Annotated in this window: 29 protein-coding genes and 1 pseudogene; 16 read left to right on the top strand and 14 right to left on the bottom strand. The window is 71.5% G+C overall.

The window, feature by feature from the left end:
* Positions 1–51 precede the first annotated feature (51 nt).
* The 3 genes and pseudogenes from F7Q99_RS33420 to F7Q99_RS43460 all read right to left on the bottom strand — a co-directional run.
* A complete protein-coding gene (locus F7Q99_RS33420) occupies positions 52–237 on the bottom strand; it encodes a DUF397 domain-containing protein (protein WP_153468751.1) in 186 nt (61 codons plus the stop codon).
* Positions 238–239: 2 nt separating this feature from the next.
* A complete protein-coding gene (locus F7Q99_RS41995) occupies positions 240–731 on the bottom strand; it encodes a DUF5753 domain-containing protein (protein WP_326847483.1) in 492 nt (163 codons plus the stop codon).
* 185 nt (positions 732–916) lie between these two features.
* Positions 917–1,111 (bottom strand): annotated as a pseudogene (locus F7Q99_RS43460) (helix-turn-helix domain-containing protein); the annotation flags it as partial.
* Between the two features lie 140 nt (positions 1,112–1,251).
* Between F7Q99_RS43460 and F7Q99_RS33410 the strand changes: the two are divergent.
* Entirely contained in the window at positions 1,252–1,716 is a 465-nt protein-coding gene (locus F7Q99_RS33410; RefSeq protein ID WP_153468748.1) for an ATP-binding protein, read from the top strand.
* Positions 1,706–1,861: a hypothetical protein gene (locus tag F7Q99_RS33405; RefSeq protein WP_153468745.1), complete on the top strand. Its 156-nt coding sequence runs from the start codon at positions 1,706–1,708 to the stop codon at positions 1,859–1,861. The genes F7Q99_RS33410 and F7Q99_RS33405 overlap by 11 nt, the downstream gene beginning before the upstream one ends.
* 367 nt (positions 1,862–2,228) lie before the next feature.
* On the opposite strand, the gene F7Q99_RS33400 is transcribed toward F7Q99_RS33405, so the two are convergent.
* The 4 genes from F7Q99_RS33400 to F7Q99_RS33385 form a co-directional block, all read right to left on the bottom strand.
* Positions 2,229–2,753, bottom strand: coding sequence for a P-loop NTPase family protein (locus F7Q99_RS33400; RefSeq protein ID WP_153468742.1), 525 nt, complete (start codon positions 2,751–2,753; stop codon positions 2,229–2,231).
* A gap of 248 nt (positions 2,754–3,001) precedes the next feature.
* Positions 3,002–4,645 (bottom strand): MFS transporter, encoded by a 1,644-nt coding sequence (locus tag F7Q99_RS33395; RefSeq protein WP_153468739.1) that lies wholly within the window; start codon positions 4,643–4,645, stop codon positions 3,002–3,004.
* 99 nt (positions 4,646–4,744) lie between these two features.
* The gene (locus tag F7Q99_RS33390; protein WP_153468737.1) at positions 4,745–5,389 is read right to left on the bottom strand and encodes a hypothetical protein; all 645 of its coding nucleotides are present in this window, start codon (positions 5,387–5,389) and stop codon (positions 4,745–4,747) included.
* A gap of 117 nt (positions 5,390–5,506) precedes the next feature.
* On the bottom strand, positions 5,507–6,619 hold the full coding sequence (locus F7Q99_RS33385; protein WP_230211129.1) for a Vgb family protein: 1,113 nt from the start codon (positions 6,617–6,619) through the stop codon (positions 5,507–5,509).
* Between the two features lie 439 nt (positions 6,620–7,058).
* Between F7Q99_RS33385 and F7Q99_RS33380 the strand changes: the two genes are divergently transcribed.
* From F7Q99_RS33380 to F7Q99_RS33365, 4 genes are all read left to right on the top strand, one after another.
* Positions 7,059–7,595 (top strand): hypothetical protein, encoded by a 537-nt coding sequence (locus F7Q99_RS33380; RefSeq protein ID WP_153468734.1) that lies wholly within the window; start codon positions 7,059–7,061, stop codon positions 7,593–7,595.
* Position 7,596: 1 nt separating this feature from the next.
* Positions 7,597–8,709, top strand: coding sequence for a hypothetical protein (locus F7Q99_RS33375; protein WP_153468731.1), 1,113 nt, complete (start codon positions 7,597–7,599; stop codon positions 8,707–8,709).
* A 102-nt stretch (positions 8,710–8,811) separates the two neighbouring features.
* A complete protein-coding gene (locus tag F7Q99_RS33370) occupies positions 8,812–9,525 on the top strand; it encodes a molybdopterin-dependent oxidoreductase (protein ID WP_326847436.1) in 714 nt (237 codons plus the stop codon).
* On the top strand, positions 9,509–10,114 hold the full coding sequence (locus F7Q99_RS33365; RefSeq protein WP_153468727.1) for a cytochrome b/b6 domain-containing protein: 606 nt from the start codon (positions 9,509–9,511) through the stop codon (positions 10,112–10,114). Before F7Q99_RS33370 ends, F7Q99_RS33365 begins: the two co-directional genes overlap by 17 nt.
* Positions 10,115–10,148: 34 nt before the next feature.
* Here F7Q99_RS33365 and F7Q99_RS33360 read toward each other — a convergent pair whose 3' ends face one another.
* On the bottom strand, positions 10,149–10,616 hold the full coding sequence (locus F7Q99_RS33360) for a GreA/GreB family elongation factor (protein WP_153468724.1): 468 nt from the start codon (positions 10,614–10,616) through the stop codon (positions 10,149–10,151).
* 151 nt (positions 10,617–10,767) lie between these two features.
* Between F7Q99_RS33360 and F7Q99_RS33355 the strand changes: the two genes are divergently transcribed.
* The 3 genes from F7Q99_RS33355 (at position 10,768) to F7Q99_RS33345 (ending at position 14,042) form a co-directional block, all read left to right on the top strand.
* On the top strand, positions 10,768–11,676 hold the full coding sequence (locus tag F7Q99_RS33355) for an N-acetylglucosamine kinase (protein WP_195911361.1): 909 nt from the start codon (positions 10,768–10,770) through the stop codon (positions 11,674–11,676).
* 258 nt (positions 11,677–11,934) lie between these two features.
* Positions 11,935–13,131 carry a family 2 encapsulin nanocompartment cargo protein terpene cyclase gene (locus F7Q99_RS33350; protein ID WP_407697908.1) on the top strand — a complete coding sequence of 399 codons (1,197 nt, stop codon included), beginning with the start codon at positions 11,935–11,937 and terminating at the stop codon, positions 13,129–13,131.
* A 26-nt stretch (positions 13,132–13,157) separates the two neighbouring features.
* The gene (locus F7Q99_RS33345; RefSeq protein WP_153468718.1) at positions 13,158–14,042 is read left to right on the top strand and encodes a geranyl diphosphate 2-C-methyltransferase; all 885 of its coding nucleotides are present in this window, start codon (positions 13,158–13,160) and stop codon (positions 14,040–14,042) included.
* 72 nt (positions 14,043–14,114) lie between these two features.
* On the opposite strand, the gene F7Q99_RS33340 is transcribed toward F7Q99_RS33345, so the two are convergent.
* The 3 genes from F7Q99_RS33340 to F7Q99_RS33330 form a co-directional block, all read right to left on the bottom strand.
* Positions 14,115–14,684 (bottom strand): hypothetical protein, encoded by a 570-nt coding sequence (locus F7Q99_RS33340; protein WP_230211128.1) that lies wholly within the window; start codon positions 14,682–14,684, stop codon positions 14,115–14,117.
* Positions 14,685–14,740: 56 nt separating this feature from the next.
* On the bottom strand, positions 14,741–15,334 hold the full coding sequence (locus tag F7Q99_RS33335) for a DUF4291 domain-containing protein (protein WP_153469518.1): 594 nt from the start codon (positions 15,332–15,334) through the stop codon (positions 14,741–14,743).
* Positions 15,335–15,477: 143 nt separating this feature from the next.
* Entirely contained in the window at positions 15,478–16,326 is an 849-nt protein-coding gene (locus F7Q99_RS33330) for an SAM-dependent methyltransferase (RefSeq protein ID WP_407697907.1), read from the bottom strand.
* Between the two features lie 152 nt (positions 16,327–16,478).
* On the opposite strand from F7Q99_RS33330, the gene F7Q99_RS33325 reads away from it, so the two are divergent.
* Entirely contained in the window at positions 16,479–17,156 is a 678-nt protein-coding gene (locus F7Q99_RS33325; RefSeq protein WP_153468708.1) for an RNA polymerase sigma factor, read from the top strand.
* Positions 17,153–17,857 carry a hypothetical protein gene (locus F7Q99_RS33320; RefSeq protein WP_195911360.1) on the top strand — a complete coding sequence of 235 codons (705 nt, stop codon included), beginning with the start codon at positions 17,153–17,155 and terminating at the stop codon, positions 17,855–17,857. Before F7Q99_RS33325 ends, F7Q99_RS33320 begins: the two co-directional genes overlap by 4 nt.
* A 79-nt stretch (positions 17,858–17,936) precedes the next feature.
* Here the strand turns inward: F7Q99_RS33320 and F7Q99_RS33315 are convergent, their stop codons facing one another.
* Entirely contained in the window at positions 17,937–19,568 is a 1,632-nt protein-coding gene (locus tag F7Q99_RS33315; protein ID WP_326847435.1) for an alpha/beta hydrolase, read from the bottom strand.
* 168 nt (positions 19,569–19,736) lie between these two features.
* Between F7Q99_RS33315 and F7Q99_RS33310 the strand changes: the two genes are divergently transcribed.
* From F7Q99_RS33310 to F7Q99_RS33295, 4 genes are all read left to right on the top strand, one after another.
* Positions 19,737–21,101, top strand: a complete 1,365-nt coding sequence (locus tag F7Q99_RS33310) for an MFS transporter (protein WP_153468702.1) — start codon at positions 19,737–19,739, stop codon at positions 21,099–21,101.
* Positions 21,102–21,156: 55 nt separating this feature from the next.
* Positions 21,157–22,008, top strand: a complete 852-nt coding sequence (locus F7Q99_RS33305) for an SAM-dependent methyltransferase (RefSeq protein ID WP_153468699.1) — start codon at positions 21,157–21,159, stop codon at positions 22,006–22,008.
* A gap of 659 nt (positions 22,009–22,667) precedes the next feature.
* Complete coding sequence (locus tag F7Q99_RS33300) at positions 22,668–22,895, top strand: antibiotic biosynthesis monooxygenase (protein ID WP_230211126.1); 228 nt, start codon at positions 22,668–22,670, stop codon at positions 22,893–22,895.
* A gap of 190 nt (positions 22,896–23,085) precedes the next feature.
* Positions 23,086–23,304: a hypothetical protein gene (locus F7Q99_RS33295; RefSeq protein ID WP_153469515.1), complete on the top strand. Its 219-nt coding sequence runs from the start codon at positions 23,086–23,088 to the stop codon at positions 23,302–23,304.
* 210 nt (positions 23,305–23,514) lie between these two features.
* Here F7Q99_RS33295 and F7Q99_RS33290 read toward each other — a convergent pair whose 3' ends face one another.
* On the bottom strand, positions 23,515–24,036 hold the full coding sequence (locus tag F7Q99_RS33290; protein WP_326847434.1) for a helix-turn-helix domain-containing protein: 522 nt from the start codon (positions 24,034–24,036) through the stop codon (positions 23,515–23,517).
* A 168-nt stretch (positions 24,037–24,204) separates the two neighbouring features.
* Here F7Q99_RS33290 and F7Q99_RS33285 point away from each other — a divergent pair, with 168 nt between their 5' ends.
* A complete protein-coding gene (locus F7Q99_RS33285; protein WP_153468693.1) occupies positions 24,205–24,606 on the top strand; it encodes an alpha/beta fold hydrolase in 402 nt (133 codons plus the stop codon).
* A gap of 100 nt (positions 24,607–24,706) precedes the next feature.
* Here F7Q99_RS33285 and F7Q99_RS33280 read toward each other — a convergent pair whose 3' ends face one another.
* Positions 24,707–26,086 carry an FAD-binding oxidoreductase gene (locus F7Q99_RS33280; protein ID WP_153468690.1) on the bottom strand — a complete coding sequence of 460 codons (1,380 nt, stop codon included), beginning with the start codon at positions 26,084–26,086 and terminating at the stop codon, positions 24,707–24,709.
* Between the last annotated feature and the right edge of the window lie 55 nt (positions 26,087–26,141).

The following is a 26,141-nucleotide window of genomic DNA, read 5'->3' as shown; positions in this document are numbered from 1 at the left end:
TACGCCGACGGCCCGCCGCTGCCCAGCGGCGGGCCGTCCGGAGGCCGGTTTTCAGACCTCGGCGGTCGCGGCGAACTCCACAAACGCCTTCCACGCGGCTGGCTCGAACGCCAGCTGCGGGCCGCTCCTGTCCTTGGAGTCACGCACGTGGATGGCACCGAGCGTCTCCGCCACCTCGATGCACTCGGCGCCCTCGTTACCGCTGTAGCTGCTCTTGAACCACGCCAGCTCGGCCATGCTTACCGCTCTCCCAGGATCATCTCGATCAAGGCCAAGGACTCCCTCATGTTGAGGGCCTGCGCCCTGAGGGTGCCGTTCCTTGCAGCCATGTTACGGACTTCACTGGAATCCGTGATCAACCTGTTGACGTGCTGGACCTCGACGTACGCGATCTGCGGACGCCCGGGCGGAGTGAGTAGAGTGAACGGCCCACCCATGCCGGCGTTCTCCGTTCTATCAAGCGGCATCACCTGTAGCTCCAAGCCGCGGATCTCTCCGACCTTGAGCAGATGGCGCAGTTGCTCCTTGTGTACGTCCCAACCGCCCAAGGGGCGCCGTAGGACGCTCTCGTCAAGCACCCAACTCATCAATGGCAAAGGCCATTTGCTCAGGATCTCCTGCCGAGCCAGTCGCGCCGCCACCCATTGATCGATCTGCTCGACAGAGAGCCACGGCCTGCGCATGTCGTACAGCGCCCGAGCGTGAGCTTCCGTCTGAAGCAGTCCGGGGATGTCGAGGGTGCTGTACCCGTGGATCTCGATCGCCTTCGCCTCCTCGGTGGTGAAGGCCTTGGAGAGGCTGGGTGGCGCGTGCTCACTCGGACCTTCGCCCTCATCACGTCGTCGGCAACGACCTTCAACACACCTTCAGCACCCAGGAGTTCGTCCGCCGCCATGAGGTACTCGACCCTCGGGGTCCGGTTGCCGCGCTCGATCGCCCCGACCATGTCCTCGCTGTACCCGATTCTCTCTGCAAGCTGGCGCTGCGTCAGGCCCGCACGCTCCCGGAAGATCTTGATCTGCTTTCCCACCGCGCTGTAGAACTCCGCGACCCCGTCCGAGTTCTCCGCCGTCTCGCCGTCGTCGAAGACCGTGTTCTCGACGCCGCCCATGGCCGTCACCCGCCCCTTACTGCGTTTTCGAGCGATTGATCTGGGTCGCCCGACCGGCGAACCCTCCGCGTCCGTACAAGCACTCTCCGTGCTTGCCGAAGTCATGGTCAGCGTACGTCGCAGGCCTCACGATTTTGCCCATGACGACTGAAATCCCCCTGGACGACCCCCGCCGCCACACCACCGTCCTCACCGCCAGCCCCAAGGGTGCGGCGATCGGCCGGCGCGTTGCGCGGCGTCAACTCACCACCTGGGGGCTCAACTTCACCCACGCCGAGCCGTACTACTCCGCGTTGCTGATCGTCGCGGAGCTCGCCGCCAACGCGATCACGCACGGACGTGTTCCGGGGCGCGGGTTCGAGCTGCACCTCTCGCTCACCACCACCGTGCGCCGGGGCACCACGCTCCGGATCGAGGTCTCCGACTGCCGGGGCGACCGCCTGCCCGTCCTCCCGGCCCGCCTCAACCCCAACTCCCAGTCCGGGCGCGGCCTTACCCTCGTCGACGCCCTCGCCGACCGCTGGGGCACCATCCCGCGCCACCCCAACGGCAAGACCATCTGGGCCGAGCTCGACCTCCCCAACAGCGGCGCCGATGCGTCCTGACGTCACCCCCACCACCGCGACCGCCTACACGGTCCTTCCCTTCACCCTCCTCCTCGCCCTCATCGCCTGGGCCCACCCCATCGCCCATCGTCACCACCCGCCGCCACCGGAGTCGGCCCCGACCAGCCGTCCGGCGACCCGCTGAAGGAAAAGTGTTATCCGCGACGCCCGGCACGGTCTCCAATGCGTGGGAACGAACGCGACTCCTCGCCGCGGCTGGAGGGTCTACGGCGAGGCGCGGGGACAGCAAGATGGGGCACCCCGAGCGCGTTCGTTCCCCGCCGTGTCCGGCGGTACTCCCCTTCCAGCCGGCACGCCCCGGCGGTCCGCACACTTCCCCCACGGAGGCGGACCGCCGGGTCATAGCCCGTTTCGAACGCGGAGGCGCGCCGCCGCAACATCCGCGGCGGGGTGTCGGCGACGACGAGCAAGACCTCATACTCCTGAGCGTCCCGGAGACCCGCCGCAGCCGGGCCCGATCCCGACACTCCCACTACAAGCGCCGCGCGGGCTCAGCCTGAGTAGTTCGCTGAGCTGAGTAGCCAGTCCCGGGCATGCCTGACGCTCACCAGCCGGACCACCGTCAGGTGCGGGTGCTGGGCAAGGCGTTCGGCCGTGGAGCTACGTTTCTTGGCGTAGTTGGCCCAGGCCCAGCGCATCGGGTGATCGGGGTCGACTAGGTCCCGCCAGGTCTCGCGGTTTCCGTTCCACAGCTCGCGGCGGGTCAGTACGCGCAGCAGCGAGCGGCTGACGACCCGTCTCGTGACGGTCCGCCGGGGAAGGTCGAGCCAGACCAGGGTATCGGCGCGCTCCCAGAGCAGGCCGCCCAGCACGCCGTAGTACTGCTCTTCGCAGACCCAGGCGGGGCCGGCCGTGAAACGGTCCACGTCGGCTTCGAACTCGGGGCGTTTCACCCAGCCCGGGCCGTGGTGCAGTGCGTCCAGTTCAGCGCGCGGCAGGCCAAGCTGGGCCGCGAGGGCGGCGGCCATCGTGGTCTTGCCCGCGCCCGAGCTGCCGGTGATGATCACACGTTTCATGTGCGCCATCATCCCCCGCGCGGGCGGCGCCGGGACCACCAGCACCTGGCAGGCGGCGTGGTGGATGGCGGCCGCGCTGAGCCGAGCAGCAGGCGGGTGAAGCCGTCGTTGCCGCGCGTGCAGATCACCAGGGTGCGCTGGTCGACCGTGTGAGCCAGCAGCACCTCGAGTCAATCCGCAGCTTCCGCACGATCCCTGTTCATTAACACTCGGTCGTCCGACTTTCGCTAACCACCGACATCGCGAATTCAACCTGAGTAACCCGAACTGTGCTCCGAACCGGGCTGGGTTGTCGGGATGCGTTGAACGAAGAACAGTCCGATGAGCCCGGTGAGGACGAGGATGGCAAGGGCGGCCTTGAGGCCGTCGATCCGGGCGTCGGCGTTGGCGTCCAGCGCCGCCTGGGTAACCTCCGAACTCGCGCCGGCCTCGTCCAGGGCGGTCCGCAGTTGGGCGTCCGAGATGAACGGGACGCCGCCCGAGAGCTGCACGGTGGCCTGGCTCTTGACCTCGGGGGGGAAAGCCGGGTTCTGTTCCACGTTGTTCAGGAAGGACGCGGTGAGCACCCCAATCATGATCGAGCCGGCGAGTGCCGTGCCGATCGAGGCGCCGAGGTTGGTGACGGTGTTCTGGACACCGCCGACCTCGGCGCTCTGCTCGTCCGGAACCGCGGAGACGGTGACCGAGCCGAGCTGGGACGCGAGTGCGCCCATACCCAGGCCGACCAGCAGCAGCGGAATGGTCGTGACCTCCGCTCCCGAGCTGGTGTCCAGGGCCGCCATCAGGACCACGGCACCGGCCATCATTGCCAGGAGGCCGATCCGTACGACAGCCCTCGGAGACACCTGGGGGAACAGGCGGGGGATTCCGACCGCGGCCAGGAGAAGTGTCAGCGACAACGGCATGACGCGGACGCCCGTCGTCAACGCCGAGAGGCCGAGCGCGACCGACAGATAGAGCGGGACGACGAAGAACACGCCCATCTGGATGAGGTACTGGAAGAAGAACATCGTCAGGCCGCCCGAGAGCTGCCGGTTGTGCAGCATGGTGAGGTCCACCAGGGGCTCCCTGCCCGACTTCATGAGGCGGCTCTCCCAGCGGAGGAAGAGCCACATCACGAACACGCCCGCCAGCATCAGCCAGACGACCGGCGAGATCCCGAACCAGGAGGGTTCCCCCGGCTTCGGCCTGAACCAGCCCCACTCGTCCGAGCGGAGCACGCCGTAGACGAAGGTACCGAGCCCGAGAGCCGACAGGACCGCACCGACGACATCGACCCGAGGACGCCGGTCCGGCGGTGCATCGGCCATGCGACGGGCGAGCGCGAGGATCGCGAGGACCACCACGACCTCCCCGGCGAACACCCAGCGCCAGGAGAAGTACGTGGTCGCGATGCCCCCGATGAGCGGCCCGAGCGCGATCGCGATCGCCCCGGCCGCTGCGACCAGCCCGTAGGCGGCGGGACGCTGCCGCTCGGCGAAGTTCCCGGCGACCAGTGCCACGATCGCCGGCAGGATCAGAGCCGCTCCGACCCCCTCCAGAAACGACCAGCCCAGCAGGAGCACCGGCAGGTTCGGCGCGATCGAGGTGGTGAACGAGCCGCAGCCGTATACCGCGCACCCGATCATGAACGCGCGCTTGCGGCCGATGAGTGCGCCGACCTTGCCGCCGGGAATCATGAGCACCGCCATCACCAGGGTGTAGGCCGTGATCGCGCCCTGGATCCCGGTCACCGAGGTGCCCACGTCCTTTGCCACCGTCGCGATCGACACGTTCATCACGGAACTGTCGAGCGCCATCAGGAACTGCCCCGAAGCGAGCGTCAGAAGGACAGGTCTCGCGGCGGTGACCATCTCGGACGAGTCACCGGACACGCCGGTTCGTGCAGACATGGCCGCATCCTTCCGCCCGGTGCGGACGGTTTCCACTCGCCCCGCCGGAGCCGGGTGGGGTCCGCCGGCTTCGGGCGGCCCGGTCGGCCTGGGACGGCGTCAGTGGAACACGATGGCATGGCCGTCGGCGATGCTCGCCAGGCAGGCCCGGTAGAGCTGGTACCAGGTCGTCCTCTCCGGCTCGAACGGGTCGTCGGACGGGAAGGTGGCCAAGCGCCCCGCTTCCTCGTCGGAGAGAACGCCGCCGTCGTCGAGGCGGATGCCGATCGACGGTGCGATGCCGACCAGTTCGGCCAACAGGCGGTGGCTGGATCCGACCATCCCGCCACCGGCGACTCCCGCCTCGGCGTCGAGGAAGAGCGGATCGCCGAAGTCGACGGGGACGTAGTAGCCGGAACTGTCGGAGTGGCAGAGCAGATGCGAGCTCAGCATCGACATCTCGTCCAGGATCCTGCGGCGGTCGCGGGCGTACTGCTTGTCGTCGACGGCCATCGCGGGCGTCACCGGGTCGCCGCACGCGACGAGCGCGAATACCCGGCGCAGGTGGATCAGATAGCTGTACGGGAAGCCGCCGGAGAAGGTGTGTGCGGACGGGGGTTCGGTCATCCCCGGTTCCTGCCACTGGATGCCGGCGTCGGCCAGCGCCCGGCTGAGACGGGCGAAAGCTCGCCGGTGGTGCTCCAGTCCCTCAAGGTCGTTGCGTGCCTGGTCGTAGAGGAGTCCGACCGATATCGACAGTCCCATGAGCGCTCAGCGTAGTGACCGGCTCTGACAAGCCCTCGCGCGCGCGAGCCCCCGCTCCTGCCGAGGTGTCGGCGGGAGCGGGGCCTGGTGGCGCGATCGTTCACACCGCCGACGCCGTCAGGGGATGACCTGCCCGATCTGGCTCGCGACGTTCTCGGTGAACCAGAGGTTGCCGTCGGATCCGGTGGCGATCTCCAGCGGGCTCGCGCCGAAGGTCGGGACCGGCAGCTCGGAGATGGTCCCCGACGTCGTGATGCGGCCGACGTCGTTGCCGTACGTCTCGGTGAACCACAGGGCGCCGTCCGGGCCGGCGGTGATGCCCCACGGGAACGGGAGGACGGGATCGGTGAGGTTGTAGCCGGTGAACACGCCGGCCGTGGTGACCTGTCCGATCTGCGCCGCGCCGGCGTCGGTGAACCACAGGGCGCCGTCCGGCCCAGCGGTGATGCCGATCGGCAGCGAGTCCAGGGCGGGGACCGGGTACTCGGTGACCGTACCGTCGGTGGCGATCCGGCCGATGCTTCCGGACAGCACTTCGGTGAACCACAGGGCGCCGTCGGAGCCGGCGGCGATGCTCAGCGGGTAGGCGCCGAAGGTCGGGACCGGGTACTCGGTGACGGTACCGTCGGTGGCGATCCGGCCGATGTTGCTGGCGCCCGGCTCGGCGAACCACAGTGCGCCGTCCGGCCCGGCCGTGATGCCCCACGGGTAGGCGCCGGAGGACAGGACCGGGTATTCGGTGACCGTGCCGTCGGTGGCGATGCGGCCGACGGTGTCGGTGTTGGACTCGGTGAACCACAGGGCGCCGTCCGGCCCGGCGGTGATCTCGGCCGGGCCCGAGTTGGGGGTGGGCACCGGGTATTCGGTGAACAGGCCGGTCGTGGTGACGGTGCCCACCGCGTTCGCGGCGTTCTCGGTGAACCACAGGGCGCCGTCCGAACCGGCGGTGATGCCGAGCGGGGCCGAGTTGGCGGTGGGGGTCGGCAACTCGTTGATGGTGGAGGTCAGGTGGTGCTGCGGCGGCTGCGGTCGGTCGTGTCTCTTGAGGCAGTTGACGAGTCCTGCAGGCCCCCGGTGCCGGAGGCAGTACTTGACCCACGAGCGCAGGGGTCCGGGGTGGTGCGCGGAGTCACCGAAGGCGGCGGTGCCGGGCGCGGCGACGGCGACCGTCAGGGCCAGGACGGCGAGCGCACGGTAGAGCCGCCTGAGGCGGCCGGGGCGGTGGGACATGGGACACCTTTCCGAAGAACACCGTGGGGGGCCGAGGCGCCGGCATGACGCGTATGGCGGCGTCGGGTTGGAGGGGAGAAGGCGGCGCAGCTGCCCAGTCCGCGACACGCGGCTGGAGCCGGAACACTCGCGCGATCGGCTGCGCACGTACGATCCCCGCCGAGTCGAGGTCAAAACGGTGGCCAGGAAAGAAGTCTCGGATTTCCTCTTCAGGGACTCCGAGGGGGCGCCTCGCATGTGACTTCCTTTCGGAAGTCGTTCTGGCTGTCGATAATGCGTGTGCTTCCCGGTCCTGCCTGGACTGGTCTCTCCGTGGACGTATTCAGTCGGATGGGGGAATTGGGTTTGAATTCTCTGCGCGCGTGGATAGTCATATTGGCCGTCACTGTGCGTTATCCGGATCGTTGTCGATCCATGCCTGGATGACGAAGGAGATCCCATGCGCATCCGATATTCCGTGGTCGCCGGAGTCGCGATGGCCGTCGCCGTCTCCGGAGTGGCCGATGCCGCGCCCGGGGACACGACGGTCACGTTCTCCGTCTCGGGTTCCTCGTTGTCGATCTCCGTCCCGAGCTCGGTGAGCCTGGGGGCCGGGCTGCCCGGCGCCACCGTCGGCGGACAACTCGGCGCCGTCACGGTCACCGACGCCCGGGCCCTGCTCACGGCCTCGTGGACGGCGTCGGTGATCTCCACCAGTTTCACGACGGGTGGTGCCACGAGCGCGGAGACGGTCGCGGCCAGCGCGGTCTCCTACTGGTCGGGAGTCGCGACGGCGACGAGCGGTGTGGGCACCTTCACGCCCGGCCAGGCGACGGCGGGCGTGGCCCAGACCCTCAACAGCAGTCGCACGGCCTACAGCCTCACGGCGGGCGTCGGCAACAACTCCGCGACCTGGAACCCCACGCTCTCCATCGCGCTCCCTGCCAGCGCGGTGAACGGCACCTACACCGGGACGGTGACGCATTCGATCGCATAGCTTGGCACGCCTGCTGTGCGCGGCCGCAGTGGTACTCGCATCGGTGCTCGCGTCCGTCCTGGGCGCGAGCACCGATGCGGTCGGCGTTCAGGCCCAGACGCCGCCATCCACTGCCGAGGACAGCATCGGCCTCAAGCTGCTCGACGCGCCGCAGGACCGTGAAGCCGATCCGCGTGCGCACATGTACATCGTCGACCACCTCGCTCCAGGCAGTGTCATCCGCCGCCGGTTGCAGGTGACGAACACCTCCGGCCTCGATCAGCGCGTCGACCTCTACGCGGGCTCCGCCGCGATCAACGGCGGCACGTTCACGGCCGAGCCCGACCGCACCCCGAACGAGCTCACGACCTGGGTCTCGGTGGACGACTGCGTCTCGGAGGCGGATGTGGCCGCCGGGGCGACGGACTGCGGCGCACCGGAGAAGGCGGAGCCGGAGAAAGGGGCCACGGGGCCGTCCGCGCCGCCGTCCGCCGTGCGCGAGGTGCCGGCGCACGGCACGGTCGTGGTCCGGGTCAGCGTCCGGGTGCCGCCGAAGGCGTCGGCCGGCGAGCGGTACGCGGTGCTGTGGGCGCAGGTCGCGGGCCGGGCCACCAACGTCCGCCTGGTCAACCGTGTGGGAGTGCGGATCTACCTCGACGTCGGCGCCGGCGGCGAGCCGCCGTCGGACTTCCGGATCGAGGAGCTGACACCCGAGCGCGCGCCCGACGGCATCCCGAAGGTGGTGGCCAAGGTCCACAACACCGGCAAGCGTGCCCTCGACCTGACCGGATCCATGGCGCTGTCCGACGGGCCGGGATCGCTCAGCGCCGGTCCCTTCCCGGCGAACCTCGGCACCACACTCGCCGTCGGAGGCACCGAGCCCGTCACCGTGCCTCTGGACCGGCGGCTTCCGGACGGCCCCTGGAAGGTCCGGCTCACCCTGGCCAGCGGGCTGGTCGAGCGCACCGTCACGGCCACTGTCACCTTCCCCGCCGGCTCCCGAGCCGGCGCGTCGGTCACTCCGGACGCGGCGGACTCCGCCTCGATGACGCCGGGCCTCACCGCCGGCGCGTCTGCCGTCGCGCTCCTGGCCGTCTGCGGATACGGGGTGGCGCGTCGCAGACGGGCGCGCTGAAACCGGTCCGGGAAGCGAACCCGGTCCGGGAAGATGACGAAACGCTGACGACCCGCCCCCGGCCCTGGTCAGGGCGGGGGTGCGGCTGGTCGAATCGGGGCCGTGGACAGAACAGTGCAACACCCCAAGGGCACGCCGGTGGGCCGCAGGGTCGTGCTCGGGCTGCTCGGGCTCGGCGCGGCCGGCGTCGCGGCCGGGCCGTACCTCCAGCGGGCGCAGGACACCGTGGCCGGGAAGGACCCGACCGGGCTGACCGGGCTGCTGCCCGGGGGCGGCGGCTTCCGCTACTACTCGATCGTCGCCTCCGTCCCGGACCGCACCGCCGAGACCTACACCCTCACCGTCGACGGCCTGGTCGACCGCCCGGCCACCTACCGGCTGCCCGACCTCCAGGCGATGCCACAGCGCCGGACCGTCCGCGACGTGCAGTGCGTGACGGGCTGGCGCGTCCCCGACACGCCGTTCGAGGGCGTACCGCTCGCCCACCTGCTCGACGCCGCGGGTGTCCGGCCGGAGGCCCGGGCCGTGCGCTTCAGCTGCTTCGACGGCGCGTACACCGAGAGCCTCACCCTGGAGCAGGCCCGGCGAGACGACGTACTGGTCGCGCTGCGGATGCAGGACGCCGAGATCTCGCACTCCCACGGCGGCCCGGTGCGGCTCTACGTCGCACCGATGTACTTCTACAAGTCGGCGAAGTGGCTGTCCGGGATCACCGTCACCGAGGCGGTGCAGCCGGGCTACTGGGAACGCAACGGCTACGACGTCGACGCCTGGGTCGGCCGGTCGAACGGACGTGACGATGCGCCGACCGTCTGAGCTGCTGCTCCGCTTCACCCGCGCCGAGCGGTGGGTCCACCGCACCACCGCCGCGCTGATGCTGATCTGCCTGGCCACCGCGGCCTGCCTCTACGTGCCGCCGCTGGCCGAGCTGGTGGGCCGGCGGCGGCTCGTCGTGACCGTGCACGTCTGGTGCGGCCTGGCGCTGCCGGTGCCGCTGCTGCTCGGGCTCGCCTCCCGGGCCCTGCGGGCGGACGTCTCCCGGCTCAGCCGGTTCACCGACGCCGACTGGGCGTGGCTGCGGGCCGCCCGCACCCGTGCCGCCGAGCGACGGGCGGGCAAGTTCAACGCCGGGCAGAAGCTGTACGCACAGTGGACGCTCGGGTCCATGCTCGTCATCCTCGGTACCGGGCTGCTGATGTGGCTCACCCACCTGGCGCCGCCCGCCTGGCGCACCGGCGCGACCTTCGTCCACGACTGGCTGGCCGCCGCCATCGCCGTGGTCGTCGCCGGGCACATCCGGATGGCGCTGCGGGACCGGGAGGCCCGGCGCGGGATGCGCACCGGGCTGGTGGACCGCCGCTGGGCCGAGCGCGAGCACCCGGAGTGGGAGCGGTCCGCCGGTTAGCGCTGCTGCTGCGGGAGCTGGGTGCGGACGGCCGTCAGGCGTTCCGGCCGAGGGCGAGGACCTCCGCGGTCGTGGTGCCGTCGGGCGTCTCGTAGGTCACCGTGTCGCCGGCGCGGCGGCCGAGCAGGGCGCGGCCGAGCGGGCTGTGGGAGGTCACCAGGGACTCGTCCAGCTCCTCGGCCAGCTCGCCGACGTGGAAGGTCGCCTCCGTGCCGTCGGCGAACCGGACGGTGACGGTGCTGCCCACCCCGATCACGTCCGTGGAGGGCGGGCCCGCGATGGCCGCCTCGCTGATCCGCCGCTCGACCTCGGCGATCCGCCGGTCCAGCCGCGTGACGTCCGAGGCCCGCTGCAGCTGGTCCGCCTCGTCCGCCCGGTCGCCCGACGGTTCCGCGCTCCGCAGGGTCGCGGCCACCCTGTCCCGGTCGGCGCGCAGCTCGGTCAGCTCCTGGCGGAGCGCGTGGAGGGCGTCGGCGCTGATGGGCTCGGGGCCGTCGGTCATTTCCTGCTCCCGCGGGGCCGGTGGAACGGGTCACGTACCCGGAGCTTCAATTACCGCATCGCGTGTTGAACGCGGCAAATCGCCGGGCGGGGCGGTGTGGGACGGTGGTGGTCGCGGTGGAGGTGTACGGACGCGGCGTGGAGGTGGCGGGGTGCGGTTCTTCCTCGGGCTGGACGCGGGCGGCAGCCGGACCAGGGCGGTGGTCCTCTTGGGCGACGGCCGGGTGGTGGGCCGTGGCGAGGCCGGGGGCGGCAACCCCGCCGGGGCGGATCCGGCGGTGGCGATCGGGAACCTCACGCGGGCGGCCGGCCTCGCCCTGCACGGTCTCGACCGCGGCCGGGTGGCCGGGTGCCTGGTCGGCCTCGCCGGATACCGGTCGCTGGCCGACCCCGAGGCCTACGCCGGGCAGTGCCGCGCGGCGTTCGGTCTCGACTGCCCCGTCCGGCTGGTGCCCGACGCGGTGCCGGCGCTCGCCTCGGGCGCTCCGGGCGCTCCGGGCGGGACTGGCGCAACGGGCACGACCGGCACGGTGCTGATCGCGGGGACGGGTGCGGTCTGCGTCCGGTGCGTCGAGGGCCGGACGGTGGCGAGCACCGGCGGCCTGGGGTGGCTGCTGGGCGACGAGGGGAGCGGGTTCTGGCTCGGCCGGGAGGCCCTGCGGCACGCTCACGCCGAACCGGGCGGGCGGCTGGGGCGCGCGGTGCTCGACCACTGTGGCGCCAAGTCCGCTGCGGAGCTGGTGGGTTGGGCGTACGCCGGACCGCCGCGCCGGCTGGCCGAGCTCTCCCCGCTCGTCGGCGGGGCCGCGCGGGACGGGGACGCCGCCGCCCTGGCCATCGCCCGTACGGCGGCCGGGCACCTGACCGCCCTGGTCCGGGCGACGGCCGTGGCGCACGAGCTGCTGGTCCTGTCGGGGTCGGTCGCCACACGGCCCGGCCCGGTCCGCGACCACCTGCTGGAGCTGCTCGCCGACCTGGATCCCCGCTTCCCGGTCACCGACGCGGCCACGGCGGCGGCGTCGCTCGCCCGGGGAGGGTTCCGAGGGACAGACGGCCCCTGATAGCCCGAGGACCGTCGTTTCCAAACCCGGTAGACCCAGACGTTCACCTTATCGGGTGTAGAAGATCGTCCGTCGCGATGGAGTACGTGCCCTCCGCCCTACGGTTGGGGTCGAGCGAGACGGGCGGCCTACGGAGATCCCCCTCTCGCCGGGCGGGATGACGATCCGTCATGTCCTTTTTCGGCAACCCTTCTCAGCGGGAGGTCCCTCCATGCCCCTGGGCACCAGGACGCGGACGCGGCACGTGGCGCGGCGCCGATCCGTCGACGTCGCGGCGGTGCGGCCATGAACGCCACGGGCGTGAACCCCGCGGCCGCGAACCCGATGGCCGTGAACGCGACGGCCGTCAACTCCCCGGCCATCGACCGGATTCTGCGCGGTCCCAGCGGAATCGGGACGGCCGGCCTACACCTGGCGCCGCGCGTGGAAGCGGCCGGTCGGACAGCACCGGCACCGGCCGCGGGCAAGCCGAAGCCCGGTGATCCCGTCCCCGGCCTGTACCACCACCCGATCGCCGAGCCCGACCCCGTCCGGGTGGAGGAGCTCGGCCTGAAGATCAAGTCCTGGGCGATGGACGAGGTCGAGCTCTACCCGCCGGAGTGGGAGGACCAGTTCGACGGCTTCTCGACCGGCCGCTACATGGTGGCCTGCCACCCCGACGCACCGAGCGTCGACCATCTGATGCTCGCCGCCCGCCTGATGGTCGCCGAGAACGCGGTCGACGACTACTACTGCGAGGACCACGGCGGCTCGCCGATCGGCCTCGGCGGGCGTCTGCTGCTCGCGCACACGGCGATCGACCCGCTGCACACCACGGCGGAGTACGGCCCGCACTGGGAGACGTCGCTGCACGGGGACGCCCCCCGGCGCGCGTACCGCTCCGCCATGGAGTACTTCACCCGCGCCGCCACGCCCTCCCAGTCGGACCGCTTCCGGCACGACATGGCGCGGCTGCACCTCGGCTACCTCGCCGAGGCGTCGTGGGCCGAGACGGAGCACGTCCCCGCGGTGTGGGAGTACCTGGCGATGCGCCAGTTCAACAACTTCCGCCCCTGTCCCACGATCACGGACACCGTCGGCGCGTACGAGCTGCCCGTCGAACTGCACGCCCTGCCCGCGATGCAGCGCGTCATCGCCCTCGCCGGCAACGCCACCACGATCGTCAACGACCTGTACTCCTACACCAAGGAACTCGCCAGCCCCGGCCGGCACCTCAACCTGCCCGTGGTGATCTCCGAGCGCGAGGACCTCTCCGAGCGCGACGGCTACCTGAAGGCCGTCGAGGTCCACAACGACCTCATGCACGCCTTCGAGTCCGAGGCCGCCGCCCTCGTCGCCGCCTGCCCCGTCCCCACCCTGGTGCGCTTCCTCCACGGAGTCTCCGCGTGGCTGGACGGCAACCACTACTGGCACCGGACCAACACCTACCGCTACACCCTGCCCGATTTCTGGTAACCATCCGTACCCGAGGAGCTCGACCCATGTCCTTGACCGACGACCTCACCACCGCGGCCGGCCACGCCGCCATCCCCGGTCCGGCAACGCCCTACCAGGGCGACATCGCACGCTACTGGGACCACGAGGCCCGGCCCGTGAACCTCCGCCTCGGCGACGTCGACGGCCTCTACCACCACCACTACGGCATCGGCCCGGTCGACCGGGCCGCGATCGGCGACCCGGCCGACAGCGAGCGCGAGAAGAAGGTGATCACCGAGCTGCACCGCCTGGAGTCCGCCCAGGCCGACGTGCTCCTCGACCACCTCGGCCCGATCACCCCCGACGCCATGCTCGTCGACGCCGGCTGCGGGCGCGGCGGGTCCATGGTGATGGCCCACCAGCGCTTCGGCTGCCGGGTCGAGGGCCTCACGCTCTCCACCAAGCAGGCCGACTTCGGCAACCAGCGGGCCCGCGAGCTCGGCGTCGGCGACTTCGTCCGCTCCCGGGTGTGCAACATGCTCGACATGCCCTTCGAGACCGGCTCGGTGGCGGGCTCGTGGAACAACGAGTCCAGCATGTACGTCGACCTGCACGACCTCTTCGCCGAGCACTCCCGCGTCCTCGCGGTCGGCGGCCGGTACGTCACCATCACCGGCTGCTGGAACCCGGCCTACGGCCAGCCGTCGAAGTGGGTCTCGCAGATCAACGCGCACTTCGAGTGCAACATCCACTCCCGCCGGGAGTACCTGCGCGCCATGGCCGACAACCGCCTCGTACCGCAGGCCGTCATCGACCTGACCCCCGACACCCTGCCGTACTGGGAGCTGCGCGCCACCTCGTCGCTCGTCACCGGCATCGAGGAGGCGTTCATCAACTCGTACAAGGACGGCTCGTTCCAGTACGTGCTGATCGCCGCCGACCGGGTCTGATCCGATCGACGGCACAACGGCGGTGGCGGCCCGGCGAGTTCGGGACGGCCACCGCCACCGGGGCCGGTGGGGCTAGTGCCCGCCGGAGGGTACGTCGCAGCCGCTGTGGTCCGGATATCCGCCGAAGGCGTCCGCCCGGGTGGAGGCCTGGTTCATCGTGCCCTCCAGACACATCCGGGGAGCCTCGACGAGGAAGCTGACGCCGGCGGTGTCCTGGTACACCTTCACCTTCCCGGCCTCGTAGCCGAGACCGGTGAGCGCGCTCCGGGCGCTTTCCGCCTTGTAGTCGCCCCGCTTGCGCAGCGGATCGAGTGCCCCCTCGATCCGCTTGACGGCATCGAGTCCGTCGCAACGCGGCTGCCCGTGCAGCGGAATCGGCACCTTGAAGCCGTTGTTCTCCCGGTAGTGGTCGCCGGCCTCCGCCGGCACCGCGCTCGACTCCGTCGTGGCCGTCGCGCTGGGGCTCTCCCCGGGACACGGGAAGTCCAGGGGCGTGGTCGGCGTCACCACCGCGGGCCGCGAGGGCGTGCCCGCCCCGGCGACGTCCCCTGCCCGCTGCGTCCCGCACCCCGCCACTAACAGGCCCAGCGCCGCCACGGCCGGTATCCCGGCCCGAACCCTTGCCATCTTGATCATCGTCATGCCCGGATCCTCACCCGTCGGCGAGTCCGGTGTCATGAGTACTTCTACTCATGTGCTCAGGCACGCAGGTGGGCCAGCAGCTCGTCGGCGATGGGATACGGGGTCTCGTCCGGGAGGAGGTCCCGGGCCGCTACCAGGTCGCCGGCGCGGACGAGGGCGTGGACCTCGTGGGCGAGCGGCGTCACGTCGGTGATCGACCGTATCCACTCGTCGGCGTACCGGTGTGCGGACTCCCCGGCGAGCCCGAGCTGTAGGGAGCGGTGGGGCAGCGGCTGGAGGTGGAGGCTGCGCTCCGGGTCCCACTGGACGCGGGCGGGCGCGCGCTTCAGCGTGCGCTGCCAGGAGGCGCGGTCGTCGTGCAGGCCGCGCACGTAGTGGGAGAGGCAGGCGTGTCGCAGGGCCCACTCGAAGCCCTCACGGGAGATCTCGACGGCGAGGACGGTCTCCTGGCCCTCCTTGGCAGCCCAGCCGCAGCGGTACATCATCCACAGGAACGACGGCTTGATCCACGTCATGCGGTCGCGCTTCCAGGCCTCCGGGAAGCGGCCGTCGCGGGCGGCGGGCAGGCCGATGTGCGGCGCGTAGGCCTGGTAGACGGTGATCGTCTCCGGCGTGTGGCGCGCGCGGATCTGGTGCAGTGGTACGTCCATCACGGCCCCGATCATGCCGCCGGTCGCGGCCTTCGACCACCGGTTTTGTCGTTGCCGCGACGCCTCGGCGGAAGCGGACACGGGGACTCGCTCACCGCCGAGGACGTCACCTCACCCACGAAGGGCGGTACTCCGCATGGATGTCAGGGCTTGACCGCGACCGCCGCGTAGGCCGAGATCTGGGCGTCGGTGACGGTCGGATCGGTGTCGCCGTCGGGGCGCCAGCGGTGGGTGGCGACGAGGCCGGGGTCGAGGAGGCGCCAGCCGTCGAAGAAGCGGCCGATCTCCTCCCGGGTGCGCTGCTGCACGGCGGTGCCGGCGGCGGTGTACACCTGGGCGACGCGCGCGGTCTCGGCGGGGGCGAAGTCCCGGGTGCCGTGGCTGAGCACGAGGGCGCTGCCGGAGGGGAGTGCGCGCTTGAGCCGGTCGACGACGGCGTGGGCATCGTCCGAGCCCGGCACGAAGTGCAGGAGGGCGACCAGGCTGAGGGCGACGGGCCGGGTCAGGTCGAGGGTGTCGTGCAGCATGGGGGAGTTGAGGATGGCCTCGGGATCGCGGACGTCGGCCTGGACGTAGGCGGTGCGGCCCTGCTCGGTGGAGTGCAGCAGGGCCTGCGCGTGGGCGTACACGATGGGGTCGTTGTCGGTGTAGACCACCCGGGCCCGCGGGTTCACCCCCTGGGCGACCTCGTGCAGGTTGGGACTGGTGGGTATGCCGGTGCCGATGTCGAGGAACTGGGCTATACCGGTGCCGGCCAGCACCCGCGTGGAGCGGTGCATGAAGGCGCGGTTGGCCCGGGCTGCGGTGCCGGCCCAGGGGAAGACGGCCATGGCCTGTCCGGCCGCCTCCCGGTCGGGGGCGAAGTTGGTGGTGCCGCCCAGGAAGTAGTCGTACATCCGGGCGGAGTGCGCCCGGTGCAGCTGGAGATCGATCTCGGCCCCGTCGCCGCCCGTCGTCATCGTTCCCCCTTCGTGATCGTTCCCGTGGCCCATCATTGGGTAACGGTAAGTCAGTTCGTGGCCCGGTCCTATTTTTGTCGACGGCCCGGGAGTGCGTGGCGGGTTTGCACAACCGGCCCGCGAATGCGCTTGCATGTGTCACGGGGGCTCGCACGTTCCCCTCGACCACACGGGGAGGACACCGCATGACCATCGACCGGGACGCGCCCGCCCAGACGAGCGGGCGCGGGGGAGGGCGGACCATGAACGACGGCGGCGGCACCGCGCCGGACGGCGCCCGTCTGAGAATCACCTTCGACGCCTTCTGCAGCACCCACGAGCGGGCCTGGACCGCCTTCGCCCGCACCCAGGTCGGCGCCCACGGGGACGCCGCCGCCCTGGTGGTCCGCCGGACCAAGGACCACCTGCTCCACAACTGGCCGCTCGCGCTGCGCCAGGAGGCCCCGGCCGCGTACGCCTGGCGGCTGCTCAAGGAGCACCTCGCCGCCTGGCTGGCCGCGCAGAGCGAGGCCGCCGTGCTGCAGACCGCCGCCATGGACGCCGCGATCGGCCGGTTCTGCCACCGGGCGGGGCTGCGCCCGCAGACGCTGTCCGAACAGCTCGCGCTGCTCGGCGCGATCCTCGACCTGCCCGAGCGCCAGCGCGACACCGTCGTGCTCGCCTACTGCCTCGGCCTGGACGACGACCAGGCCGCCGGCTACCTCGGCATCACGCCGGCGACGCTGCGCTCGCACCGCTGCCAGGCCCGCCGCCGGATCGCCCGGGCCACCGGGCGGCTGGACTTCGCGACGCCGGGGCTCAGGGGCGGAACGGAACCGGACGTGGAAACGGAACCGGACACGGAACGGAGGGACGACCGATGAGCGAGCAGTACGGTCTGCTCGGGTGGCTGAACGGGGATGCCGACACCCCGCCGCCCGGCAGCGGCGGTGGGGGCGAACAGGTCCGGCAGGTGCGGGTGTTCCCCTGCGTGCCCGCCGCACAGCCCTCCCGGCTCGACCGGGTGACCGCCGCGCCCGCGCCGTTCCCGTCCGAGCACGAGCAGGCCGCCCACGAGCTCGACCTGGCCACCGCCCTGGTCCTCGGCGCGCCGCAGGCCGGGCGGTCGCTGGACCTGCTGGTGAACAGCAACCGGATCCACCCCGAGGGCGCGCTGGTCTTCGCGTGCCTGCTCGCGGTGACCGGACGGGACGACCCCGCCCAGTTCTGGTGGCAGTTCGCGGCCGGCTCCGGCAGCCCCACCGCCGCGTACCTGCTCCACCTGCACCACCTTCGGCTGGGGGAGACCCGGGACGCCGCCTACTGGCGCGACCAGGCCGAGCGGCTCGCCGCCAACCCTCGTAGCAACGTGCGGAGTTACCGCGCCAAGGCGCCCCTGCTGCCGGAGGACGTGCGGCACGACATCCTCGCGCGCTGCCACGAGGGGCTCCACCCTCGCCTGCCGGCCGCGCTGGAGGCCGTCGTCAACCGGCTGACCGTCACGGCCGACGACGATGACTACGGCGAGATCCCGCAGCCGGGCTCGGCCCTCGTCGACGAGCTCGCCTCGCCCGAGACAAGCTGACGGCCCGTACCGCCCGCGACCGCGGTGAGGGCGGTACGGGCCGTCAGGTGCCGGTCGGCACCGGCACCGGCGCGCGGCGTCAGTCGGTCGGGCAGCGCGTCCCGGCGGCCGGGACGGTGCCGTCCACCAGGAAGGCGTCGACCGAACTGCGGATGCAGCTGCTCGCGCCGTACGCGGTGTGCCCCTCGCCCTCGCGGGTCAGGAGCACGGCGTTGCCGAGCTCGGTGGTCAGCCGCTGCGCCCACGCGTACGGCGTGGCCGGGTCGCCGGTGGTGCCGACGACGACGATCGGGGCGGTCGCGAGCGACTTGACCGCGTGCGGCTGCTCGGTGGAGCGGAACGGCCAGATCCGGCAGTCCGGGTCGAACAGGGCGAGGGTCGGGTCGTGCTTGCTGACCAGCGGGGCCTTGGCGGCGAGGTCGGTGAGAGCGGCCTGGAGCTGCTCGCCAGACGGGGCGCCGGTGGCGCCGTCCGCGCAGTGGATGGCGGTGTAGGCATCCGCGGAGACGCCGTAGTGGCCGTCCTTGTCCCGCCCGTTGTAGCCGTCGGCGAGCTGATAGAGGTAGTCGCCGTTGCCGCGCTGCATGGCGGCGCCGAGCACGCCGCGCAGGTCCTTCCAGGCCCGCTCGCCGCCGTAGAGCCTGCTGAGCACGCCCGTCCAGGCCGCGTTGGCGGTGAGGGTCCGGCCGTCGGACGTGGTGAGCGGCTTGTCCTTGAGGCCGTCGAGGAAGTCGGCGAGCTTCTGCGGGGCCTGCTCCGGGTCCTTGCCGAGCGGGCACACGTCCTTGGTGGTGCAGTCGGCGGCGAAGGCCTTGAGGGCGCGTTCGAAGCCCGCCTGCTGCTCGATGTTGTGCTGCACCAGCGACGTCGACGGGGACGTGGCGCCGTCCAGGACGAGGTGGCCGACCCGGTCCGGGAACTCCTCGGCGTACAGCGAGCCGAGGTAGGTGCCGTAGGACATGCCCAGGTAGTTCAGCTTCTGGTCACCGAGGACGGCGCGCAGCACGTCCATGTCGCGGGCGGTGTTGCGGGTGCTGACGAACGGGAGCACCTTGGCGAACCTGGCCTGGCAGGCGTCGGCGAGCGCCTTGCCGTGGTCCGCGCCGGGCTGGTCGGTGGTGACCCAGGTGTCCCGGGCCTTGTCGTCCAGGCAGTTGACCGGGTTGGTGCCGCCGACGCCGCGCGGGTCGAAACCGACCATGTCGAAGCGGTCGTGCAGTGCACCCTCGTAGCCCTTGGCCCAGCCCTTGACCATGGCAACGCCGGAGCCGCCCGGGCCGCCGGGGTTGAGCAGCAGGGAGCCGACCCGCTGGTCCTGCTTGCGGGCGGGATTGCGGACCACGGCGACGTCGAGCGTGCCGGTGGCGGGACTGGCGTAGTCGAGCGGCACCTTCAGGGTGGCGCACTGCACGGGCGAGTCGTCCGTCTTCCCGGTCTCGGGGTCGGCCGGGCATGCCGCCCAGGCGAGCTGCTGGCCGTAGAACGGCTTGAGCGCCGGGTCGTTGGCGCCGGTGGGCCTGGGCGTCGGGGTGGGTGCGGCGGCCGGCGTCGGGGCCGCGCTCGTGGTGGTGGCGGATGGCGTGGGCGTCGGCGTGCCGGAGGCGGTGCTGCCTGCGCCGGAGCCGGAGCCGGTGCAGCCGGCGAGGAGGGCCGCGGTGGCCGCGGTGACGGCCACGGGCAGTGCGCGTCGGGAGGTCCGAAGGATCTTCACGGGCACACACATATCATCCGACTGCGACATCGATCGCATGAGGAGGGTCCCGAGAGGCCCGTCGGCGGCCCGAGGCCCGGGTGGAACGCGGACGAAGTCGAGGAATCCCGGACGGCCGTTGCGGCGAAGAGCATTCCAACGCCTGCTCGCCGGTGTCATTCTGAGGACATGACAGCAGATCAGACCGCAGCCGTGACGCTGCGCGACGCCGTGCCGGCGGCCGACCGGCGACGGCGTGAACTGGCGGCCGCCACCGTGGGATCGGTGGTCGAGTCCTTCGACTGGAACGTCTACGCCGTCCTCGCGCCGTACTTCGCGGCGGACCTGTTCGGGCACGGCAAGGGCGGCGTCAGCGGGCTGCTGGCGGCGTACGTCGGGTTCGCGGTCGGGTTCGTGGCGCGGCCGGTCGGGTCGTTCCTGGTCGGGCGGCTCAGCGACAGCCGGGGGCGGCGCTTCGGGCTGACGCTCAGCATGTCGGTCATCGCCGCCGCGAGCCTCGGGATCGCGCTGCTGCCGGGACAGCACACCATCGGCGCCTGGGCGGCCGTCCTCGCCGTCGCCGCGCGCATCGTCCAGGGGCTCGCCTTCGGCGGCGAGACCCCGACGGTGGCCGCGTACGTGACCGAGACCGCCCCGCCCCGGCACCGGTTCGCCTTCAGCTCGGTCTCCTATGGCGGCACCATCCTGGGCTCGCTGCTCTCGTACGGCGTGCTCACCCTGCTGATCCACACCCTCGGCAAGTCCGGTCTCTCGAACGGTGGTTGGCGCTGGGGCTTCGTCGTCGCCGCCGCGCTGGGCCTGACGGCGGTGTGGGTGCGGCGGACCGCCCCGGAGAGCGAGGACTTCCGCCGCACCCGGGAGGACGCCCGCGGCGGGCGCCCGCCGTTCCTCGGCATGCTGCGCAGGCACCGCTGGGCCGTGCTCACCGTCTTCCTGCACACCCTTGGCGGCACCACCGGCTACTACTTCGCCCTGGTCTACCTGCCGCAGTACGCCGCCGCGTACGGCGTGATCGGCAAGGAGGAAGCGGCCTCCTTCATGACACTGGTGCTCGCGGTGGTGCTCGCCACCATGCTGCTCAGCGGCGTCCTCGCCGACCGCGTCGGGCTGCTGCCGGTCATGCGGACGGCCTTCGCGCTGACCACCGTGCTGGTCCTGCCGCTGCTCGCCGCGCTGCGGCACGGCTGGCTGCCGTTCCAACTCGTCGCCGTCGTCCTCGGGATGCTCGTCGCTACCGTCCTCGGCACCATCAACGTCTTCACCGGCCTGCTGTTCCCCACCGCCGTACGGGCGGTCGGCCTCGGCGTGGTCAGCGCGGCCACCATCGCGGCCTTCGGCGGCACCTTCCCGCTGCTCGCCGAATGGCTGCACGGCGACCACCACCTCGGCGTGATCCCGTACTACGTCACGCTCTGCGCGTTCGGCCCGCTGCTCGCCACCTTCACCGCGTTGCGCGTCCCCGCCTTCACGGGTGCGATCCGGAACTCCCGCCCCCGGACAGCCGGTGGTCGTGTACAGTCCGGAAACGGCTGATGGTCGGTCATCTTTCGAGGCCGAACGGGCCGAAACCGCCACACGGGGAGGAAACATGGTGGAGCGCGACGAAGCCGGCGAATGGCTGAGCCGGACCGGGTCGGAGCCGATGCCGTCGGTCGACCTGCGGACGGACCGTGCGCACCCCGCCCGCGTCTACGACTACATGCTGGGCGGCAAGACCAACTTCCCGGTGGACCGCGAGGTCGGCGACCGGATCCTCGCCGAGTGGCCCGGCTCGCGCACCGCCACCCGCGCGTCCCGCGCCGTCATGCACCGGATGACCCGCCGCCTCGCCGAGACCCACGGCATCCGCCAGTTCCTCGACATCGGCACCGGCATCCCCACCACGCCCAACCTGCACGAGGTCGCCCAGTCCGTCGACCCGACCTGCCGGGTCGTCTACGTCGACAACGACCCGATCGTCCTCGCCCACTCGCGCGCCCTGCTCACCAGCGCTCCCGAGGGCCGCACCGCGTACGTCGAGGGCGACTTCCGCGAGCCCGAGCGCTTCCTCGCCGACCCGGCGGTCACCGGCACCCTGGACTTCACCCGGCCGATCGCCGTCATGCTGGTCAACCTCGTGCACTTCCTCTCCGACGAGGCCGCGCACCCGCCCGTCCGCAAGATCCTCGACGCCCTCCCGTCCGGCAGCTACCTCGCCCTGGCCGCCGGCACCGCCGACTCGATACCCGAGCTGGTGTCCGTCGGCTCCCGGCGGTACTCCGAGGCCGGGATCGAGAACCACCTGCGCCCCCGCGCCGCGGTCGAGCGCTTCTTCGACGGGCTGGAGCTGGACGAGCCCGGCGTCGCGCTGGTCAACCGCTGGTACCCGGAGCTGGACGACGAGCCGGCGCTGGCGGACCACGACGTGGCGTCCTACGCGGGGCTGGCCCGCAAGCCGTAGAGCGGCGCCGTCCGGTCCTCGGCGCGAGGGCGGCCCGTACCGGAACGGGCCGTCCGGGAACTTCTTCGTCGAGACCGTCCTGCCGGGTGGCGTGCTGCGCGAGCTGGGCGAGGAGGAGATGGCCGTGTACCGCGCGCCGTTCCCGACGCCACGGTCCCGGGTGCCGACGCTGGTGTGGCCGCGGGAAACTGCCGATCGACGGGCAGCCGGCGGACGTGGTCGCGCTGGTGGAGTCGTACGGCCGCTGGCTGGCCAGCAGCGACGTGCCCAAGCTACTGGTGTCGGCCGAGCCGGCGGCGCTGCTGACCGGCCCCGCCCTGGAGTTCGCACGCAGCTGGCCGAAGCAGCGGGAGGTCACGGCGCCCGGCAATCACTTCGTGCAGGAGCGCCGAAGGCGATCGGCGCGGCGCTGCGGGCGTTCGTCCGTGACCTGTGTGATCCCTGAGCGGGTGTTGCGACCGGGGACGTGTGCTGCCCGGGGGTCGGAGGCGGCAGAGCCACGGCGCCCGTTTGGCCCAGGCTGGCTCGTACGTTGCCCACCACGGTGATCGACTGGACGGGACCGCATCCACCTGAAACGGAGTTCACCATGGCGATCGCCGCAGTCTTCGAGATCTCGGGTATGACCCAGGCCCCAGTACGAGCAGAGTGCGGACGCTGTGACCGGCGGGCGCGGCCCGGTCAAGAGCCCCGCCGACTGGCCCGTACCCGGCCTCATTTCGCACACCGCCGGTCCTACTCCCACCGGCTGGTTCGTCGTCGACGTCTGGGAGTCGGAGGAGGCCTTCCAGCGGTTCGGTGAGATCATCATCCCGATCCTGCGTGAGCTCGGCGTTCCGAACGTGCAGCCGAAGGTCTACCCGGTGTTCGCCATGGTGACCGGCTAGGAACGGGTCCTCTCCGAGATGCTGCGATCGGGCGGCAGTTGCGACCTGGCGCGGCATGTGGAGGGGGTCCGCGGAGCAGGCATGCCCCCCGCTCGGGTGACTCCCGCACCTGCTCCGCCCCCATTCCGCGGAACACCCGCCGGTGATCACGGGCCCCGTGAACCGAACCCCCGCACTCTGGAAGGCCCTCATGCCCGCCGACGACGAACTCCACCGCTTCCTCAACGCTCTCAGCCCGGCCAGCCGCGACAAGGTGCGGGCGCAGCCACGCGAGCGGCAGGAGCAGCTGGCCGCCGCGTGGGAGACCGAGCTCAGCGAGGACACCGATCTGGACACGCTCGACGAGCTGTCGCCCGACGCGGCCGCGGAAGAGGCGGCCGAGCGGGTCGTACGAGACTCCTTCGAGTAGTGACCCACGGGACCGAACTGCCCTGGGAAGTACCGGAACTCACCACCGGCCGTCGAGCCCCCGCGGCGCAGTTCAGCCTGTCGTCCGCTGCGGCAGACGGCTGGTCGTTGTCCGGAGAACCGGTTTGGCCGGCTGCAACCCGCCCGGGCCGCTGCCCGGCGTCAGCCCGCGGGGACTCACCTTGGCCGGACGCGGAACCGAGCTCGCTTCTCAGGTCTGCTCCTCGCCCGGGGATGTCGGACCGACGGGGAAGCGGACGGGACTGAGCAGGTAGGGTGCGCGGCCCGGTGCGGGCCGGTTGGCGAGCCAGGGGTCCAGTATCGCAAGCAACTCACTTGTCATCTGGGCGAGTTCGTCCGGGCTGAGCCAGAGGGTGCCCTGGCGGTAGGAGACCCCGTCGGCAACCGGGTCGGCGCCGTCGCGGTCGAGGTAGGCGTTGAACTCCGCGATCAGCACGGCCATAGCGGCGGCGAAGCCCCGGCGGTGGTCCTCCGGCGTCATCGCGGCGGCAGCGTCGGTGTCGACGGCGGGGCGGTTCTGGCGGAGCCGGTAGTGCCGTTCGACGGCGCCGCGCACCCGCTGCTCGTCGGCCACCTCCAGGAAGCCCGCCTCGGCGAGCAGGGCGACGTGCCGGTACATGGTCACCTTCGGCACCTCTGGCATGCGCTCGCACAGCTGGGCGGTGGTGAGCACTCGGCCGCCGGAGAGCGCGTGGACCACGCGCAGGCGCACCGGGTGGAGACTCGTCGCACACAGCATGGGTGGCCTGGTCGCGCGCCGCGCCGTGGAGAGGCTGGGGCCGCGGCTGCGGGGCTGCTGCTGCTCGATCCGACACCCGAGAGCTCGCCCGTCTACGATACCTTCGAGCAGACCGCCGCGAACGTCGACCGGGCACTGGGCGTGACGCAGGCTCTGGTCAGGCTCCGCCCGCTGGCCCGCATGGCCAGCGGGAACGTCCGCCGCGTCTTCCCTCCGGACACCTACGCGACCATGCTCGCCGAGGACTTCGTCCCGGCCGGCATCGCGCAGACGAGGAAGGAGTTCAAGGCCGTGGCCGAGGCCATTCCCCGCTTCCGTGCTGAGCCGCCCGGCCTGCCGACGTGCCGTACCGTCCTGCTCTCGGCGTCCCGCCCCGAGAAGGGCCGGGAACGGCACCACGCCGCATTGGCCGAGCACCAGCGGCGTTGGGCCGAGACGCTGCCCGACGGCAGGTTCGAAACGGTCGACTCGGGTCACTTCATCCAGGCCGAGCAGCCGGGGATCGTCGCGGACCGGGTCCGAGAGCTGTTCCCGAGGACGTAGAGGTCCGCGTCGACGGGCACTGGAATCCTGGCAGGGGCCACGCGAACTACTCGGCCAGGGAGCGCCGTCTCTGAAGGAGACGTCGTGGGTCGCGGTCCGGCTACCGGGCGGGCCGGATGTTCTGGTTGACGTGGAAGAGGTTGTCGGGATCGTACGCGGCTTTGACCTGCGCGAGCCGCTGGTAGTGGTCGCGGTAGGCGGCCTGGACCCGATCGGTTCCCTCGCCGCTGCCGAGGAAGTTCACGTAGGTGCCGCCCATGGAGTGGGGGTGCAGGTCCTGCCAGTAGTCGATGCACCACTGCCGGACGGTGGCGGCATTGGCGGGGTCGGGGTCGATGCCGCCGATGACGCCGGACCAGGTGGCGTCGCGGTAGCTGAAGGCGGTGTCGTCCGTGCCGACCTGGTGGGCTGCGCCGTCGACCGGGTACAGGTGCATGGTGGACAGCATGGTCGGGATGTTCGAGCCGTACTTCAGGTGGACGTCGATGGCCTCGTCGGTGATGCGGTCGAAGAAGTCGCCGCGCCAGTACCACTGCAGTCCGGGCGGGATCAGTTCGTCGAACAGGCTCTGCAGTGCGGGGAAGGGCATCGGGGTGGCGAACCGGAAGGCGGGCCGGCCTGGTTCGGCCACCGGCGCGATGGCCTCCTCCAGCCGGTCGGGGTCGCCGGTGTAGCACCACACGATGGCGCACATCTTCTGCAGGTGGATCTCCTCGGGGAAGGGAGGCCCGGGCGGGACGACGATCAGGGCGACGAAGCCGTACAGATCCCCACCCGCCTGCGGGAGAAACTCCCGGTACCACTCCAGCACTTCACGCGTCCGCTCGATCGGCCACACGGTGATCGCCATTCCCACGGTGTCCACCGGTTGGAGCCGGTAGGTGAAGGAGGTGACGACGCCGAAGTTCCCGCCACCGCCGCGCAGCGCCCAGAACAGGTCCGGGTTGGTCGCCTCGTCCGCCCTGACGAAGCTGCCGTCGGCGAGGACCACGTCCGCCGACAGCAGGTTGTCCACGGTCAGCCCGTACTTGCGGGTGAGGTACCCGTGTCCGCCTCCGAGGGTGAGACCGCCGACTCCCGTGGTGGAGACGATGCCGGCGGGCACGGCGAGGCCGAAAGCGTGCGTGGCGTGGTCGATGTCCGCGAGCAGGCTCCCGCCGCCGGCCTGCGCGGTCCGGGCTTCCGGGTCCACGCGCATCCACCGCATCGGCGACAGGTCGATGGTCACGCCGTCGTCGACCAGGCCGAGGCCGGGCCCGCTGTGCCCGCCGCCCATGACGGCGAGCTCCGGACCGTTGTCGCGGAGGAAGTCGACGGCGGCCATCACATCGGCGGCGTCGGCGCATCGCACGATGGCCGCGGGGCGCTTGTCGATCATCGCGTTGTAGATCGTGCGGGCCCGGTCGTACTCGGGGTCCTGTGGCCCGATGACGGGCCCGCGGAGCGTTGTCCGCATCGCTTCCAGCGCTGAGGCTTCCATGTCGACCTCCCGCCATCGACCGATCCACCCCGTCCATCGCCCGGCGGCAGGCCGC

Source organism: Streptomyces kaniharaensis (assembly GCF_009569385.1).
GTDB lineage: Bacteria > Actinomycetota > Actinomycetes > Streptomycetales > Streptomycetaceae > Kitasatospora > Kitasatospora kaniharaensis.
Note: the sequence above shows the minus strand (reverse complement) of the source record. Positions and strands in the feature narration are given on the sequence as shown.

What these genes read in the sequence shown, in the direction of transcription:
- F7Q99_RS33420 (WP_153468751.1), bottom strand. Translation starts at nt 237, where the DNA reads ATGGCCGAGCTGGCGTGGTTCAAGAGCAGCTACAGCGGTAACGAGGGC.
- F7Q99_RS33410 (WP_153468748.1), top strand. Translation starts at nt 1,252, where the DNA reads ATGACGACTGAAATCCCCCTGGACGACCCCCGCCGCCACACCACCGTC.
- F7Q99_RS33405 (WP_153468745.1), top strand. Translation starts at nt 1,706, where the DNA reads ATGCGTCCTGACGTCACCCCCACCACCGCGACCGCCTACACGGTCCTT.
- F7Q99_RS33400 (WP_153468742.1), bottom strand. Translation starts at nt 2,753, where the DNA reads ATGAAACGTGTGATCATCACCGGCAGCTCGGGCGCGGGCAAGACCACG.
- F7Q99_RS33395 (WP_153468739.1), bottom strand. Translation starts at nt 4,645, where the DNA reads ATGTCTGCACGAACCGGCGTGTCCGGTGACTCGTCCGAGATGGTCACC.
- F7Q99_RS33390 (WP_153468737.1), bottom strand. Translation starts at nt 5,389, where the DNA reads ATGGGACTGTCGATATCGGTCGGACTCCTCTACGACCAGGCACGCAAC.
- F7Q99_RS33385 (WP_230211129.1), bottom strand. Translation starts at nt 6,619, where the DNA reads ATGTCCCACCGCCCCGGCCGCCTCAGGCGGCTCTACCGTGCGCTCGCC.
- F7Q99_RS33380 (WP_153468734.1), top strand. Translation starts at nt 7,059, where the DNA reads ATGCGCATCCGATATTCCGTGGTCGCCGGAGTCGCGATGGCCGTCGCC.
- F7Q99_RS33365 (WP_153468727.1), top strand. Translation starts at nt 9,509, where the DNA reads ATGCGCCGACCGTCTGAGCTGCTGCTCCGCTTCACCCGCGCCGAGCGG.
- F7Q99_RS33360 (WP_153468724.1), bottom strand. Translation starts at nt 10,616, where the DNA reads ATGACCGACGGCCCCGAGCCCATCAGCGCCGACGCCCTCCACGCGCTC.
- F7Q99_RS33345 (WP_153468718.1), top strand. Translation starts at nt 13,158, where the DNA reads ATGTCCTTGACCGACGACCTCACCACCGCGGCCGGCCACGCCGCCATC.
- F7Q99_RS33340 (WP_230211128.1), bottom strand. Translation starts at nt 14,684, where the DNA reads ATGACGATGATCAAGATGGCAAGGGTTCGGGCCGGGATACCGGCCGTG.
- F7Q99_RS33335 (WP_153469518.1), bottom strand. Translation starts at nt 15,334, where the DNA reads ATGGACGTACCACTGCACCAGATCCGCGCGCGCCACACGCCGGAGACG.
- F7Q99_RS33330 (WP_407697907.1), bottom strand. Translation starts at nt 16,326, where the DNA reads ATGGGCCACGGGAACGATCACGAAGGGGGAACGATGACGACGGGCGGC.
- F7Q99_RS33325 (WP_153468708.1), top strand. Translation starts at nt 16,479, where the DNA reads ATGACCATCGACCGGGACGCGCCCGCCCAGACGAGCGGGCGCGGGGGA.
- F7Q99_RS33320 (WP_195911360.1), top strand. Translation starts at nt 17,153, where the DNA reads ATGAGCGAGCAGTACGGTCTGCTCGGGTGGCTGAACGGGGATGCCGAC.
- F7Q99_RS33310 (WP_153468702.1), top strand. Translation starts at nt 19,737, where the DNA reads ATGACAGCAGATCAGACCGCAGCCGTGACGCTGCGCGACGCCGTGCCG.
- F7Q99_RS33305 (WP_153468699.1), top strand. Translation starts at nt 21,157, where the DNA reads ATGGTGGAGCGCGACGAAGCCGGCGAATGGCTGAGCCGGACCGGGTCG.
- F7Q99_RS33295 (WP_153469515.1), top strand. Translation starts at nt 23,086, where the DNA reads ATGCCCGCCGACGACGAACTCCACCGCTTCCTCAACGCTCTCAGCCCG.
- F7Q99_RS33280 (WP_153468690.1), bottom strand. Translation starts at nt 26,086, where the DNA reads ATGGAAGCCTCAGCGCTGGAAGCGATGCGGACAACGCTCCGCGGGCCC.